Annotated in this window: 10 protein-coding genes; 7 read left to right on the forward strand and 3 right to left on the reverse strand. The window is 70.8% G+C overall.

The window, feature by feature from the left end; translation table 11 throughout:
• The first annotated feature begins 456 nt into the window (after nucleotides 1–456).
• A complete protein-coding gene (locus AB0F68_RS07380) occupies nucleotides 457–1,428 on the forward strand; it encodes a helix-turn-helix domain-containing protein (protein WP_357333849.1) in 972 nt (323 codons plus the stop codon).
• A 65-nt stretch (nucleotides 1,429–1,493) separates the two neighbouring features.
• On the forward strand, nucleotides 1,494–2,075 hold the full coding sequence (locus AB0F68_RS07385) for a dihydrofolate reductase family protein (protein WP_357333509.1): 582 nt from the start codon (nucleotides 1,494–1,496) through the stop codon (nucleotides 2,073–2,075).
• A 424-nt stretch (nucleotides 2,076–2,499) separates the two neighbouring features.
• Here AB0F68_RS07385 and AB0F68_RS07390 read toward each other — a convergent pair whose 3' ends face one another.
• Nucleotides 2,500–3,330 carry a DUF4352 domain-containing protein gene (locus AB0F68_RS07390; RefSeq protein WP_357333511.1) on the reverse strand — a complete coding sequence of 277 codons (831 nt, stop codon included), beginning with the start codon at nucleotides 3,328–3,330 and terminating at the stop codon, nucleotides 2,500–2,502.
• Between the two features lie 181 nt (nucleotides 3,331–3,511).
• Complete coding sequence (locus tag AB0F68_RS07395; protein WP_357333513.1) at nucleotides 3,512–3,775, reverse strand: hypothetical protein; 264 nt, start codon at nucleotides 3,773–3,775, stop codon at nucleotides 3,512–3,514.
• A gap of 226 nt (nucleotides 3,776–4,001) precedes the next feature.
• Between AB0F68_RS07395 and AB0F68_RS07400 the strand changes: the two genes are divergently transcribed.
• From AB0F68_RS07400 to AB0F68_RS07410, 3 genes are read left to right on the forward strand one after another with little or no spacing between them, the layout of a single operon-like run.
• On the forward strand, nucleotides 4,002–7,118 hold the full coding sequence (locus tag AB0F68_RS07400; RefSeq protein ID WP_357333515.1) for a hypothetical protein: 3,117 nt from the start codon (nucleotides 4,002–4,004) through the stop codon (nucleotides 7,116–7,118).
• 29 nt (nucleotides 7,119–7,147) lie between these two features.
• The gene (locus AB0F68_RS07405; protein WP_357333517.1) at nucleotides 7,148–10,282 is read left to right on the forward strand and encodes a TIM-barrel domain-containing protein; all 3,135 of its coding nucleotides are present in this window, start codon (nucleotides 7,148–7,150) and stop codon (nucleotides 10,280–10,282) included.
• Nucleotides 10,283–10,303: 21 nt separating this feature from the next.
• The gene (locus AB0F68_RS07410) at nucleotides 10,304–13,198 is read left to right on the forward strand and encodes a hypothetical protein (protein ID WP_357333519.1); all 2,895 of its coding nucleotides are present in this window, start codon (nucleotides 10,304–10,306) and stop codon (nucleotides 13,196–13,198) included.
• 68 nt (nucleotides 13,199–13,266) lie between these two features.
• Here AB0F68_RS07410 and AB0F68_RS07415 read toward each other — a convergent pair whose 3' ends face one another.
• Complete coding sequence (locus AB0F68_RS07415) at nucleotides 13,267–14,247, reverse strand: sugar kinase (protein ID WP_357333521.1); 981 nt, start codon at nucleotides 14,245–14,247, stop codon at nucleotides 13,267–13,269.
• Nucleotides 14,248–14,333: 86 nt separating this feature from the next.
• On the opposite strand from AB0F68_RS07415, the gene AB0F68_RS07420 reads away from it, so the two are divergent.
• Both AB0F68_RS07420 and eda read left to right on the forward strand, forming a co-directional pair.
• Nucleotides 14,334–15,155, forward strand: a complete 822-nt coding sequence (locus tag AB0F68_RS07420; RefSeq protein ID WP_357333523.1) for an IclR family transcriptional regulator — start codon at nucleotides 14,334–14,336, stop codon at nucleotides 15,153–15,155.
• On the forward strand, nucleotides 15,152–15,781 hold the full coding sequence (eda, locus tag AB0F68_RS07425; RefSeq protein ID WP_357333525.1) for a bifunctional 4-hydroxy-2-oxoglutarate aldolase/2-dehydro-3-deoxy-phosphogluconate aldolase: 630 nt from the start codon (nucleotides 15,152–15,154) through the stop codon (nucleotides 15,779–15,781). Before AB0F68_RS07420 ends, eda begins: the two co-directional genes overlap by 4 nt.
• The last annotated feature ends 14 nt before the right edge of the window (nucleotides 15,782–15,795 follow it).

Consider the following 15,795-nt stretch of genomic DNA (forward strand, 5'->3'; position numbering starts at 1 on the left):
CCCTTGCGTCGCAGGCACTTTCGTCTATCCAGACCTCACGAAACGGTCACAAGACCACGACCTCGTGAATGTCCAGGGTTAAAGTCAGCGTCGGGTTGCCTTCAGGGTGGGGCCCACTTTCAAGCCGTCCAGGTGGGCCGGCTGGGACCGTCAGAATCAGCCGCACGTCGCGCTCCACCCTCCGGGTCCCGCCGTCCTGCGGCTGTGGCGGGCCGGGTGGCCCGGCTGGCGCCGCCCGGGCAGGAACACCTCGACGAGCCGCAGCAGCGGTGCGGCCGGGTTGATGGTGGGGGTGGCGGTCTTGCCGTGGAGCCGACTCGTAATGCGTGGGTCCTGGCATTGCGCGTCGCCCCGCCCGCTGCAAGCGGGGCCGACGCCTGATTGTGCCGGGCTCAGGCGGCGCGCCAGCGGAGCCGGCTGTCTGTTGCCGACGTCTTGCACCGCATCAGCTTGCCCGTGCTGGTGCGCCGCAGGGCGCCGGCCGGGCTGCAGAAGGCGCCGGCGTGTACACCGGTGCGGATCGATTCCTGGCTCTTCACAATGCAAAGTGTCGTCGGTGACGCTGATGGCGTCTGCGATGCTGTGGGCGTGGAGTACGTGTCCAGAGTGCCGCGACCGCCGCTGGACGGGCTGATCGATGACCTTTACTACCTGGAGGGTGCGCCGCCGTGCGCCCGGCTGACGCTGCCGCCGATGCCGGCGGCGTTGCTCATCGTCAACCTCGGGGCGCCGTTCCGTATCCGCGCCGGCACCGACATCGAGGCAGCCGAGTACGCCGACGGCTGCGTGGTCACCACGCCCACCCGCGCGTTGGAGTTCGGCTACCCACTCCGGACCCGGTCCGTCGGCGTGCACTTCAAGCCGTGGGGGCTGGCGCCGTTCCTGCCGATGCCTGCGGCCGAGCTGTGTGACCGGCCGGTGACGGTAGAGCAGGTTTGGGGCCGGCCCGCCATTGCTGAGCTGCGAGACCGGCTGGCCACGGCGGACGGACCACACGAGATGCTGAAGGTGCTCGAGGACGAGCTGATGCGACGGCTGTGCGAGACCGCCGGCCTGAGGCTGGTCCGCCATACGAGCAGCGTCATCGCGGCGACCAGCGGGGCGGTGGCGATCGGCGACCTGAGCGTGGCGGCGGGTGTCAGCAGCACTCATCTGGCACAGCGGTTCAAGGAGCTCATCGGCGTCACGCCGAAGCGGCTGGCCCGCACCTGGCGCTTCGCCGCCACCGTGTTCGCGATCAACCCCGCCGGGCCGATCGACTGGGGCGACCTCGCCGGTGGCGCAGGCTACTTCGACCAGGCCCACTTCGGCCACGAGTTCCGGGCGTTCACCGGGCTCACGCCGACCCGGTACGTCGAAGTCCGGCGGCGGTTCCTGCGTGAACATCCCGGCCACGCGCTGGACGGCTGGCCGCTGCCGGCCGATTGATTTCTTACAAGAGCGACAGCTCACGACACGCTAATTTGGGGGCACCCAAGGCAGAGGAGAGCCCCGTGGGCAAGGTGGTCATGTACAGCTCGGTGTCGGTGGACGGCTTCGTCGCGGACGAGAATGACCAGCCCGGACCGCTGTTCGACTGGTTGTCCAGCGGTGACGTCCCGTTGGACGAGAGCGGCGAGGTGAAGGTGTCGCAGACGTCCTACGACTACACCCGGCCGTACTGGGACCGGATCGGGGTGACAGTCGTCGGCCGCCACGTCTTCGACCTGACGGACGGCTGGGACGGGAAGCCTCCGGGTGGGATCGACCACGTGGTCGTCGTGACGCACCGGCCGGAGCCCGAGGGCTGGGACCCCGAGGCGCCGTTTCACTTCGTCGACGGCGTCGAGGCAGCCGTGGCCCAGGCGCAGGAGCTTGCGGGTGACCGCATGGTCGAGGTTGCCGCTGGTGACGTCGGTGGCCAGGTGCTTGCCGCGGGTCTGGTCGACGAGGTGCGCATGGACGTCGTACCCGTGGTGTTCGGGTCCGGCAAGCGCTACTTCGGGTCGGTCCACGCGCAGCACCTGTTGGAGGATCCTGACGTGGTGATTCAGGGCAACCGGGTGCTTCACCTGCGCTATCGCGTGCGCCGTTGACCGATGTGAGCGGGTACCCGAAGAAGTCCACCGCGAACGGTGACACAAGATCGGGCCCCCGGCTGCGTTTGCGCATCGCTGTCCCTGGTCGGGCAGCCGACGCCGATCTCGCCCCGGCACCTCACCTGCGGCGAGTTCCAGCCCGACCGAGACAGCCACCGGCCCGAAGACCCGCGACCGGAAGTTGGTGTTGCGCAGCGGGCCGCCGTTCGGCGCGGTGAAGACCAGCTCGTCCCGACCCTTGCCAGCGACGTGCGCGGCCGGCTTAACTGCAGCCCTCAGTCAGGGCGCCACGAAGGCAAGGTGCTCGGCGACGGGACTGCTCGGGTCGCCCCCGGCTCTGGCTATCAGCGACAGCCCCGGAGAATCTCCGGGGCTGTCGGCTGTCGTCGCAAGGTCACGCTTCTCTGCTGCCGGCGGCCGGTCAGAGGGTGACGACGGCGTCCTCGGCGAAGGTGAACAGGCCGGCGTCGAACGTGATCGTCTTCAGCTTCGTGCCCTTCGGCACGTCGAAGTAGACGTTTGCCTTCACCGAGTTGCCAGGGTTGATCTCGGCGAGGAAGCCCTGTCCGTCGGTGTTGCCGTAGATCCCGGCCTCGCCGTCGGCCTCGTACTTTCGGCCGGTGGCGTCCTGGGCGGTGAGGGTGCCGTCGGCGTGGAAGGTGTGCGCGCTCTTCGTGACGTTCTTGACGGTCACGTTGACCTTGCAGAAGGTGCCCTGCGCCTTGGTGTTCAGGAACTGGCTGCCCACCTGGGAGATCCCGCACTTCACGCCGTTGACGGTGAACTCGAAGTCACCGCCGCGCACCTTCTCGCCGACGCCAAAGGTCTTCGGCTTGGCCGGTGCCGCGGTCGTCTTCGTCGGCTGCGGCTTGGCCGGCGTGGGGGCCGACGTGCTGGGGGCGACGGCCGCGGGGGCGGAGGTGCTGGGGCTGGCAGCGGGGATGTCGCTGCTGGCGGACACATCGTTCTTCTTGTCGTCGCCGCTGACCAGGCCGATCGCCATCGAGCCGCCGCAGCACAGCACCACGAACGCGCCGACGCCGATGAGGGTGGGGATCAGCCAGGGCCGCTTGCGGGCGGCGGGGGCCGGCGCGCCGGGCGGCGGCGGGAACTGGCCGGGGTGCTGAGGGATCTGCCCGGGCGCCGGCGGCGGGAACTGGCCGGCGGGCACCTGCGGGAACTGAGCGGTGGGCGGCATCGGCTGCTGGCCGGTCGGCGGCTGGTTCTGCGCAGGGTCGTAGGGGGTGGTCATTGAGTGGTGTTCTCCCAGGTCTTGATTTCGCGCTGCCCCGTTAGTTGAGCGCAATACTTTCCGCCCTGACACATTTTGCCTCAGGCAACGGTCCTCCGGCTGGCCTGACCCACACGCCCGGTCAGCGCGAGAAACACCCGATCTGGTGACCCGGCCGTCAGCCGTTGAGTCGCGAACTCGTTCACGCTCCGGCCGCGGCGTCCCAGAACGGGTCGGCCTCATCGCCGAGCAGCAGCGGCACGTCATCCACCGACCGGTCCAGCCGCGGACGCACATACCACACCCGGTGGCGCCATCGCCGGTGCTCGAAAGCGGAGTCCACTTCGACCTCAGCCACCACCGTCGGCTCCACCTGCAGGTAGCGCAGCGGCTCGGGCCGGTCCAGCTGCCCGCTCCAGCTCGCCGGGTGGCCGTAGCTCCACGAACTACGTCTCGACGCGCTCAATTCTTCACCATGACTCTCACTGCGTGGTTGACCACATGCAGCATGCGGGATATCTTTCCGTAGCAGGCAAGCGAATTCCAGATTGGATGCTGCCGACTCCCTCGCACCGAAAAACTCCGCCCCATGCGACGACACAGCTCACCGTCGCCGCCTACGGCAGCCGACTTCTCACCACGTCTGGCGTGAACCCCCGGCCGCATCGCGACGCTCTCAGCTAGGAGCCACCATGCTGAAACGCCCCGCACTGTCGGTTCTCCTCGTCGCCGCGGTCACCGTCGCATCGGGCCTGGTCGGGGCGGTTCCCGCTGCCGGCCGGACGGGCGGCGACCCGGTGCACCGGCGAGTGGTGGACGTGGGTGACAGCATCGTGATCACCGGCGAGACCTACCGGATGCGGATCATCAAGGACGGCTTCCGGTACTCGTTCGACAGCTCCTCCGGCGCCACGGTTGCACCGGCCCATCCGGACTCTGGTCTGCGGATCAGGTACGCCGGCGGGCAGGACGTCAGCGACGCCGAGGACACTCGGCTCGTCTCCGGTCCGATGTCCGGCACGGCGGTGCTGGACGTGACGATGACGGACGGTTCTCAGGTCAGAGTGCACGTACTTCCATTCGACAGCTACGCGCGGATCCTGGTGCCGGACCTGCCCGGGTCCAGCAGCACGATCGACTTCCGTACCGGTGCGGTCGCCCCGGCGTACGGGCTCGGGGACTACGGGTCGTTCGCCGACGGCCAACCCGAGCAGGGGACGCCGTGCAGTGGAAACGTCGAGGCCAGGCCGAGTACGGAGTTGACGGGGCTGGTGCTGGACAACCTGACGAACGAGGGCAGTTGTAAGCGTTTCGTCAGCAACTTCACCGTGTTTCCAAAGCAGCGGTTCGCTCAGGTGTGGTTCGAGGATGGGCGGAAGCGAGTCGGCCTCACCGGGACAGAGAACCGGCTCGGCGCCGCCGACGTGGACTCCGTCGACAGCCTGTACTACTTCGTCGGCCGTGACCTGCCGCAGGTGTACGCCGACTACAAGCAGGCCCGCAACCGGCACGGGTACCTGGACGCCCGGCCCGACGAGTCGTTCTTCGGACTCGGCTGGGAGGCATACGGCGCACTCGGCTGGGACACCTACCAGTCGTCCGTCGTCGAGACGGTGCAGGACTTCGTAGCGCACGGCTATCCGCTCAGTTGGGGCGTGGTCGGATCCGGCTTCTGGCCCGGCCCCCGCGGCAACAAGGTCGAGGGCACCACGAACAGCTTTGGCATGTGGGACGACACCGCCGAGGACGGGCGCGCCGACGGACTGCCGAACCCGCGATACCCGGATCCCGACGCGGTGAAGCGGCTCTTCGCCGAGAACGACATCAAGCTGCTGCTGGGGGCCCGAAACAACTTCAAGGCTCTGCCAGCCGACGGCGGAAACTACAACCTGCGCTACGACGGACCATTCCTGCAGGAGGCGCTGGAGCGCGGCTACCTGCTGCGCAACGGCGACGGCACGCCCCGCGTCGTGACCCGGGCGCAGTTCCCCTCCGGCTCCAGCTACGTGCTCGACGGGTCCGATCCGGAGGCGGTGCGCTGGTTCGTCGACCGGCTGCGCGCGTGGGGTGTGGACGGGTGGAAGGAGGACACCATGCTCTACGACCCGAACCTGCACCTCGACGGCAACTGGAACCCGGTGCAGACCGCGATGCACGATGCCGGTGACCTCGTGATGGTGCGCAACGCCGCGTACTCCGTGCCGGGCGACGTCATCCGGATCAACGACACCATCTACGGCACCGGCGAGGTGTACCACGAGGACCCGGATCGGATGCCCGTCAACCTGCTCAACTACGCCGCGTCCGGCGCCGGCAATCTGTACGGCGACTATGTGGGTGGCACCCCCGGGCCGTCGTTGCGCGACCCGGCCTACCAGCAGTACTTCGTGCGTAACGCGCAGTTCAGCGCGATGTTGCCGGTGATGGCGTTCGGCATGGGCCCTTGGGATCTCGGCCGCAGCGACTACGCGGCAGCCGTGAAGGAGTTGGCGCTGTGGCACGAGGCGCTGCGGCCGTACATCTACGACGCGGTGCTGGACGGGTACGAGAGCGGGTTCCCCACCGCTGTGACCCCGCTGCCACTGGCCTTTCCCGACGATCCGAACACCTACGCGCTGGCGAACGACACCACCCGCCAGTACGAGTGGATGTTCGGTGAATCCCTACTCGCCACGCCGGTGTTCGGCGCGGACTTCGAGACAGCGCAGGCGCGGGACGTGTACCTGCCGGCCGGAAAGTGGATCGACGTCGAGACCGGAGCGGTGTTCCGCGGGCCGACGACACTACGGAACTACGCGATCGGCCCCGAGCGGATCCCCGCGTTCGCCGGCGGCAAGGGCGTGCTGGTGACCAAGCGGTCCGCAGCGCTGACCGCCGAGGTGTACCCGGTGTCGACCGGATCCCGCTACACGTCCGGGCGCGGGCCGGACGCGATCACCGTCGAGAACGCCAACACCGGCTGGGACACCGGCTCCCTCGCCGTCGTGGACAGCACCAGCGGGGAGGCGGTTGCCTACCGGGTCGACCAGGTGACCGGTGCGTTGCGGTTCCCGGTGACCCCGGGGCACACCTACCGCCTCGCCGGCGGCGGGACGGCCGAACACACCGTCGGGCTGGACAGGACCCCTCCCGCGCAGGTCACCGGAGTCGGGCACCGCACGGTGGGCGGGGTCACCACGCTGACCTGGGACGCCACCGACAACGCGCGGTCCTACGTCGTGACCGCCTCGCTGAAGCAGGAGTGCGATGTCACGCCGGAACGGATCGTCGGCTCCTCGACCGGCACGAGCCTTGTGCTGGGCAGCGATGGTGTCGCGGGCACGTACCGGGTGGCGGCGACGAACAGTGCGGGCAGCGGCCCTCCGTCCAACCCCCACGTGATCGCAGCGGCGACCGGTGGTGGCGGCACCGCGACGGTCGTCGTGACCAACGAAGGAGCTCCGCCGACCTGCGATGCCGGCAATCCCGCCTACAGCGAGGAGGGACGCTGGCTGTCGAGCAGCCTGAAGGGTTTCGACGGCTCGGGCACCCGCTACACGTCGACCGCCGGCCTGACCGCGACCTGGCGCGCCGACCTCCCGGCGGGGACCTACCAGGTAGACGTCTGGTCCCCGAAGCACAGCACCTGCAGCGCGAGTACGACATACACCGTCGCCGGCACGAGCGTCCCCGTCGACCAGTGCGCTACCGGCGGCGCATGGCATTCGATCGGTACGCATCAGCTGGGGGAGGGGATCAACTCGGTCACCCTGACGTCCGGCCCCGGCACCACCCGCGCGGACGCAGTGCGCTTCACGCCGGCCGGATGACCCCTCGCCCGAGGATGGAGTAAGAGGAGATGTTCGCTCGTCCCCCACATCACGTCCTGCTCGCGATGATCACGGCGCTCCTGGTGCCGATCGCAGTCGTGGTCCCGTCATCGCCGGCAGCGGCCGCCGAAGCGGTGGTCGTCACCCCCTCGACCCCCGGCGCCTACGTCGAGACCGGAACCTGGGCGAACGCCCGGGACCCCGGTTACGAGGGCTCTCCATCGCGGTACAGCCGGACCCCCGGTTCCACGGCCACCTGGACCGTCGTGGCGCCCGCCTCCGCCAGGTACGACCTTGCCGTCTACTACAACGCCAGCGTCGACAACGCGAAGGCGGACTACGCCTGGACCGGAGGGCCGGACACCCCGACGGTGGTCAACCAGGCGATCGGCGGCAATGCCTGGCGCCAGATCGGCTCCACCTACCTGGACAAGGGGCAGACCTTCACCCTGACGGTCACCGCCACTGCCGGTCCGGCGGTGACCGCTCCCAACCTGAACGTCATCACCCGCGCCAACGCCGTGCGGTTGCTCGAGGTGACCGGCGACGACCAACCGCCGGGCACCGAGTGCGGTACGCACGACACCGCGACACCGGTTGTCGACGCGCCGGAGCGGCGCTTCCCCTCCTACCGCCTGTCGCAGCACGGCACCATGGTCTCGGTTGCCGGCGACGGCTGGGCGATGGCGATCGATCGTCGGGGCTTCCGCTACGGACTCGAGGTGGACGGCGCGCCAGTCGCCTCGCCCCACCCGACAGCCGGGTTGCAACTGGCCGTCCCGGGCGGTGCACCGTGCGACGCCGTCGCGGCGACGCTCGCCGCGGCGGACGCGTCGAGCGTGCGGTTCTCCGTGACCTTCGCCAACGGCCGGCAGGCAGACGTGACCGTGGTGCCCGCGGACCATTCCGTGAACCTGCGGATCGCCGCCGGCGACTCGAACACCGGCAGCGTGCGGGCCCAGGTCGCCGGTGGCATGAACCCCGCGTACGGGCTCGGTGACCTGGGCGGATTCCGGACCGACCTGAACGCCTACGGCATCCGCAACCTCGACTACTACGCGCAGAACAGCGCTGGCACGACGAACCAACGCTTCGTCTCGACGTTCACGGTCTTCCCCGGCCGGAAGCTCGCCCAGGTCGTGCTCTCGAACGAGAGCCTGGCCGTGCAGGTCGACAACGCCGCGACCCTGCTCGGTGTCAACGGCCCACAGATGTCCGGGCTGCACTACTTCTTCGGGGACATGACGACGATCTACCGGCGCTACGCCGAGGTGCGGCGGAGCGCCGGCTACGCCGACGCGAAGCCCGACTACGCACTCTTCGGCGTCGGCTACGAGTCGTACGGCGCCCTCGGCTACAACACCAACCAGCAGACCATCACCAGCTCTGTGACGGCGTACCTGGACGAGGGCTTCCCCCTCAGCTGGGTGGTGACCGGCTCCGGGTTCTGGCCGTACGGATCGGGAAGTGCCCAGGGCACGACCTCGAGCTTCGGCCTGTGGGGCGCGAAGTATCCGGATCCGGACGGGTACAAGAAGTTCCTGCACGACAACGGGATCAAGCTCCTGCTCGGAGCCCGGCAGTCCTTCCGGGCGCTGCCGGCCGACGGCGGCACGTACGACCCCGCTCTGGACGGTGACGGCACCGCCGTGGGCATCGAACGGGGCTACTTCATCAAGGACGCGAACGGTAAGCCGCGGGTGTTCCGGCCGGTGTCGTTTCCCAACACCGCGATGTACCTGATCGATCCGGACAACGAGGAGGCTGTCCGGTGGTTCGTGGCCCGCAGCCGGGAGTGGGGAGCGGACGGGTACAAGGAAGACCACATGTTCGACGGCACCGCGAACCGATACGTCAACAACGCCCTGGTGAACCCGATCAACGAGGGCCTCGACGACGACGGCAAGCTCATGATGGTGCGCAACAGCGCTTTCTCGGTGGCGGGCTCCATCCTGCGGATCAACGACACCGACTACAACCACGGGCCGGGGGACCGCGACCGCACGGTCGTCAACGGGCTCGCCTACGCGGCCAGCGGTCAACCCAACTTCTATCCGGACATCGTCGGCGGTCGGATCATCGGCGACCTGGAGACCAACACCTCGAAGCAGCGGTACCTGACCCGGAACGCCATGCTGGCCGCCATGTCGCCGGCGATGTCCTTCGGCAACGAGCCGTGGCGGATGAACGATTCCGCCCTGGTGGCGGCGACCCGGAAGGCCGCCCAGTGGCACGCCGAGTATCAGCCCTACATCTACTCGGCGGCGGTCACGTCGTACGAGACGGGCTTCCCCTCGACGGCGACGCCGCTTCCGGTGGCCTTCCCCGACGACCCCAGGGTCCGCGACCTGGCGTCCGCGGCCAAACGGCAGTACGAGTGGATGCTCGGCCCGTCACTGCTGGTCGCGCCGCTCTACGGCGGTGACACCGACACGGCGATGTCCCGTGACGTCTACCTCCCGGCCGGCGAGTGGATGGACATCGAGACCGGCGAGCGGTTCACCGGCCCCACCACCCTCACTGCCTACCAGCAGCCGTTCGGCAAGATCCCCGCCTTCGTCGGCGGCACCGGCATCCTCGTCCACGACCCCGGAGCGCGGGATCCGGGCGACGCCGTCGCCGCCGGCGATGTGCGGGCCAGCGTCTACCCCGTCGCCGCGCCCGGCGCCACCCTCACCTACACCGGCAGCGACGGACAGACCCGAAGCCGGATCACCGCGAAGAACACCTCGTGGTCGACCGAGGACATCGTCGTCCGGGACTCGTCGGGCGCCGACATCGCCTTCAGCAGGGACCCGGTCACCGGGGCGGTCGAGTTCCCGGTCGAGGCGGGTCTCGACTACGTCGTCTCCGACGCCGACTCGCCGGAGTGGGGCCTCAAGGTCGTCGACGTACGCCCGGCCGGACCGGTCGTCACCGGCCGGGCGCTGCCGGTGCAGTTCCGGCTGGTGGACCAGACCGGTGCCCCCGCAGGCCGCCTCGTCGCCGAGGTGGTGCAGGTGGCACCGGACGGCACCGAACGGCAACCGGAGTTCGAGACGGACGACCAGGACCGGGTCCATACCGTGCTGACGACCCAGGCCGGCGTTACGGGAACCTACGTCGTCGTGGTGAAGGCGGCGGACGGGCGTCGGCTGGCGCATTTCACCGTGAAGTTCACCTGACACGCTGACGAGGAGATTCTGGTGACGACACCTGCGCGAGCGTGGGCCAGTGCGGCTCTGGCGTCGATTCTGATGGCGACCGTCGGGCTGACGGCGGCGTCCGCCGCGGCCGGCGCCCCGTCCGCCGAAGCGGCGGCGGCACCGGTGTTCGCCGACGACTTCACCACCGCGCTCAGCCGGTGGCGGGCGCTGACCGGGTCGCTGACCGAGTGGACGGCGACCACCGCCGAGTTCCCCTACGTCTCGATCGACACCCGCACCCAACCATCCGGCCGGTACATCACCCCGGTCACGCCGGTGGGCCTGCCCGACGCGTACGAGTTGCGCACCAGGATCCGCGTCGAGGCGGCCAGCGACTCACCCGCCGTCTCCGTGCTCGCCGACTTCCGGGAACCGTACGCCGTCACCCAGAACAACGTCGCGGCGCAGCTGACCGGCTGGTCCGGGGTGCAGGTCTCCCGCCCGGTGACGCAGACCGTGTGTCGCGGCCCCGCCCCGGTACGGCAGGGGGAGTGGCACGAGTTGGCCATCCGCCGGGCCAACAACATCTCGGTCGTGGAGATCGACTCCCAGCGGGTCGCCGTGGTGGCCGCGCCTGTCGCCGGTGGCACCGTCGGTCTCGGGGTCTACCACGCCCAGGCGTCGTTCGCCGCCGTCGCGGTCACCGCGCTGACCACCGTGCCCGCCGACCACCCCACCACCACGTCGGGCTGTTCCTGGACCGGACCGGGCGAGCCCGATGCCGACCAGCCGATCCTGGTCAACCAGAGCGGTTACAACCTCGGCCAGGCCAAGCGGTTCACCGCACCCCGCGCGGTCGACGGTGACCGGTTCCGGATCGTCGACGCGGCCGGCGCCGCCCGACACGAGGGCACCGTCCGCGGCCAGATCGGTGACTTCACCGGCTTCGACCCCGCCGAGCCCGGACCGTACACGGTGGAGGTGCAGGGCGCGGCCGGGACCGGACGGTCCGTGCCGTTCGGCATCGGCGCCGACTGGATCGAGCGTGTCTCCTACCACCGGGCGGTGCAGTTCATGACCGACGTGCGCTGCTACTACGGCGACTTCAGCAGGATGGTCTACGGCGGCAGCGATCCGCAGAACTGCTACCTCGGCGTCGGCTGGCGCGACTCGCACCAGATGTCCTTCGAACTGCCGTCGCTGATCGACATGTACCTCGCCAACCCCTCTGCGTTCGCGCAGATCAAGGACCCGGAGGCACGGTACGTGGGGCTGCCGGTGCAGCTGCCGGCGGACACCCCGGAGATCGTCCGGCTGATCCACTGGGCGGTCGAGGTGTACCTGGGCGGTCGGGTCAACCACACGCTGCTCAAGGAGCAGCTCGCCGCCTTCGTCTACGCCTATCCCTACCTGGCCGAGCACATTCCCCTCAGCGTCTACGAGCGGGCGCGCGACTACCTCTTCCCGATCTGGGACGACCCCGCGAAGGACCGCTTCGCCTGGTACGACACCACGCCCCACACCGCAGACCTGCTGCAGGTCTACACCCAGGTGGGTTCCGGCAAGGGTGAGCTGCCGCCGGGCCACTCCGTGTGGCCGAACGTGATGATGTACGAGGTCGCCAAGCGGGAGGGCCGCGCTGACGCGGACCGGTACCTGGCCGCCGCGAAGGCCCAGGCCGCCTGGCTGGTCGGCAACCTCGACGTTGCCGACCCGAGGGTCACCAAGGGCCAGCGGCAGGGGGAATACCACCTGGTCACCGGCCTCGCGCGGCTGCTGCTGGCCTACCCCGACCAGGCGCCGCCCGGCACCCGGGACTTCATCCGGCGGTGGGCCGAGGTGGTGGTGGAACGCTCGGCGAACCTGTGGGACTTCCGCAGGTACTCCGCCGAGCGATGGACCATCCCGCCCTTCACCGGCGGTGGTTCGGCCGTCGACCCGAACGAGACGGGCAATGTGGCGGGCTTCGCCGCCCCGGCGCTGGCCGCCGCGCAGGTGCTCGGCGACGACCCGCTCGCCGGGCGGCTGCGCCAGATCGCGGTGGCCCACGTGGACAACATCTTCGGCCGTAACCCCACCGGACGGCACGCCGCGTACCGCGGGCCGACGGAGCAGTGGGGCTTCGAAGGCGTGGAGCGCGGCTGGTACTCGGAGTTCCAGGGCGGCGCGGGTCGCCTCCAGGGCGCCCGGGGGGTGCTCGACGGCAGCCCCAAGAACGGCCACTACCCGTACAACCCGGGCGTCGGCAACATCGGCCACTCCGAGGGCTGGGTCACCTTCAACACCGCCTGGAACGAGACGTTGGCCTGGCGGGCCGCCGACAGCACCACGGTCGGGGTGGTCGACGCCGCCGGTACGCCGGTGCACCGGGTACCGGAGGGCGGCCGCGCGAGCGTACGCCTGACCGCGCCGCTGAACCTCGACCCGGCCGCGCTCGACCGAGCCGACCTGCAGGTCCGGGTCGGCGACGGCGCACCGCGGCGGCTGATCGCCGTGCAGGACGGGCCGAACGCCACCACGTACACGGCGGAGTTGGACCTGGCCGAGCTCGGTGTGACCCTCGGCGACACGGTGACCGTCTCCTACGGCCTGGGCTACTTCACCCGTCAGATCACCGTGACCGTCGCAGCTCCGCTGTGCGCCGGCCGGGAGCCCACCATCGTCGGCACCGACGCCCCGGACCGTCTGGTGGGTACGGCCGGCGCCGACGTGATCGTCGGCCGGGGCGGGGACGACGTGATCGTCGGCGTCGGCGGTGACGACGTGATCTGCGGCGGTGCGGGCGCGGACCGGCTGGTCGGGGGCCCTGGCGACGGGACCCTGTTCGGCGGGCCCGGCCCGGACGTCGTCGTCGGCGGTCCGGGCGACGACCGGCTCCACGGCGGCGCCGACCGGGACGTGGTCGTCGGCGGCGGCGGGACCGACCTGATCGACGAGGACGGCCCGGACGCCTGACCCGGTCGCGGTGCCGGGCGGCTGAGCGCTCGGCACCGTACCGGACCGGTGCAGCTGTGCGTCGCCCGTCAGCCGTCGACGGCCCGCGCCAGCAGCGCCGTCGCGGTCGCGCGGTCGGGGAGGCCGGTGGTGTCGCCCGGGGCGGCGACCACCCCGGCGGCGAGCGCGCTGCCCAGGCCGGCTGCGTCCGCCGGCGAGGCGCCGCGCAGCCGGCCGGCCAGGTAGCCGCCGGCGAATGCGTCGCCCGCGCCCACCGGATCCACCACCGCCGTCGCCGCGCTCGGCAGGTGCCGCGCCCTGCCGTCGGCGCCCGCGTGGTAGCAACCGTCCGCGCCGGCCTTCAGCACCGTCTCCCGCACCCCCGCCTCGGCCGCGGCGGCGAACACCTCCTCCGGATCCTCGGGGTCGCGTACGCCGAGGACCGGCCCGGCCTCGTCGGTGCCGAGCAGCAGCACGTCGACGTACGCCAACCGGGCCCGCACGTCCGCGGCCTGCCGGTCGACGTCGCCGAGCGCGGGACGCAGGTTCGGATCCAACGCCACCGTGATGCCGGCCGGCCCGGCCGCCCGCAGTACCGCGTCGACCGCCGTCCGCGGGCCGGCGCCCAACGCGATCGTGATGCCGGAGACGGCGACCAACCGCGGCCTCGCGGCGAGTAGCCGGGCCGCGTCCGACGCGTCCAGGTGCGCGGCCGCCGATCCCGTCCGGTAGTAGTGGACCCGCCGCTGCCCGTCCGGCAGCACGTCCTTGAGGAAGAGGCCGGTCGGGTGAGCGGCGTCGACCGTCACCAGCGAGGTGTCCACTCCGGCCACCCGGGCCGCCCTCAGGACCCGGACGCCGAGCGGATCTGCGCCCACCCGGCTGCAGAACCCGGCGCTGACGCCGAGCCGCGCGGCGGCCGTGCAGAGGTTCAGCTCGGCGCCCGCGACGTGCACCTCGACGGTCGCGGTCGCGGCGAGCGAATCGCCGGGCGGCGGCTGAAGCAGGGCCATCGCTTCGCCGAGCCCGACGACCTCCAGGGCCGGCTCGCCATGCTGGTCTCGCGTCACCCGTGTCACCCCGAACAGTGGTTTAGCTCGTGCATAGTGCAGAATAAGGTGCCACATGTCGCAAGACGATTCCAGGGAGGTTCAGCATGGCGGCCGAACCGGGCAGTAACCAGAGCGTCGAACGGGCTCTGACCGTGCTCCGTGCCCTCGCGGCCGGCCGCACCGAACTCCGCGTCTCCGACGTCGCCAAGGCCACCGGACTCGGCCTCTCCACCGCCTCCCGCCTCCTCGCCACCCTCGAAGGGATGGGCTTCGTGGACCGCGATCCGGTCAGCGGCCTGTACCGGCTCGGGCTCGACATGGTCTCCTTCGGCGGCGCGGTGCTCAACAGCCACCCGGTCCACCGCGAGGCCCGGCAGACCGCCCAGGACCTCGCCGCTGAACTCGGCCTCGGCGTCAACGTCGCGGTACGCCGCGGCGACCGGCTCTTCTACCTGCTCAACTTCGAAGGCCGGCAGGCGCCCCGCCCGTTCGTCCTCGCCGGACAGTACAACCCGCTCCACGCCACCGGGCTCGGCAAGGCGCTCCTGACCGGACTGACCGGGGACGAGCGGCGCGCCATGCTGCCCGAAGCGGTCCTGGGTGCCTACACCCACCGCACCATCACCACCCACGAACAGCTCGACGAGGAACTCAACCGCACCCTCGCCCGGGGGTACGCCACCGAGATCGAGGAACTCGCCCTCGGCCGCGCCTGCGTTGCCGCCGCGATCCGGGACGGCTCGGGCTCCGTGGTGGCCGCCCTCTCGGTGTCCGGCCCGCTCTCCGCCATCGACCTGCCGGCCCGCGAAACCGAGCTCGTCCGGTCGGTGATCGAGGCAGCCGACTCCATCAGCATCAACCTCGGGTACGTCGGGCCCGCCCACGTCGTGCCCCAGCAGGCCGCCGCCGCCGAAGTCGTCTCATGACCGTCCAGCTCGGCCGCGTCATCGCCATCATCCGGCTCCCCGGCCCCGAGGACGTCGTCCGCGCCGGCCGCGAACTCGCCGAGGCCGGCCTGGACAGCATCGAGGTCACCCTCACCACGCCCGCGGCGCTCGAGGCCATCGCCGAACTGCGGACCGCACTCGCCGGCACCTGCGCCGTCGGCGCCGGCAGCGTCCGTACCCCGGCGGACGTGAGCGCCGCCCGTGCCGCCGGCGCCGAGTTCCTCGTCACCCCGACCACCCGCGTCGACGTGCTCACCGAGGCGGCCGCCGTCGACCTGCCGGTGGTCTGCGGCGCCCTCACGCCGACCGAGGTCGACGTCGCCTGGTCGTCGGGAGCGGCCCTGGTCAAGCTCTTCCCCGCGAGCCAGGTCGGTGTCGCCTACCTGCGGGAGCTGCGGGCTCCACTGCCCGACGTGCGGCTGGCCCCGACCGGCGGAGTCACGCCCGAATCGGTGCCGGAGTGGGCCGCGGCCGGCGCGGTCGCTGTCGGCGCCGGCAGCGCACTGGTCAGCCCGGCCGACGTGGCCGCCGGGAACTGGCCGGCGCTCCGGCGCCGTGCCCGTGCCTTCCTGGACACGGCGGCGGCGGCACCCTGGCCGGAGTGAGTCCCCGGCCGGTG

It is taken from the genome of Micromonospora sp. NPDC023966, from assembly GCF_040639095.1.
GTDB lineage: Bacteria > Actinomycetota > Actinomycetes > Mycobacteriales > Micromonosporaceae > Micromonospora.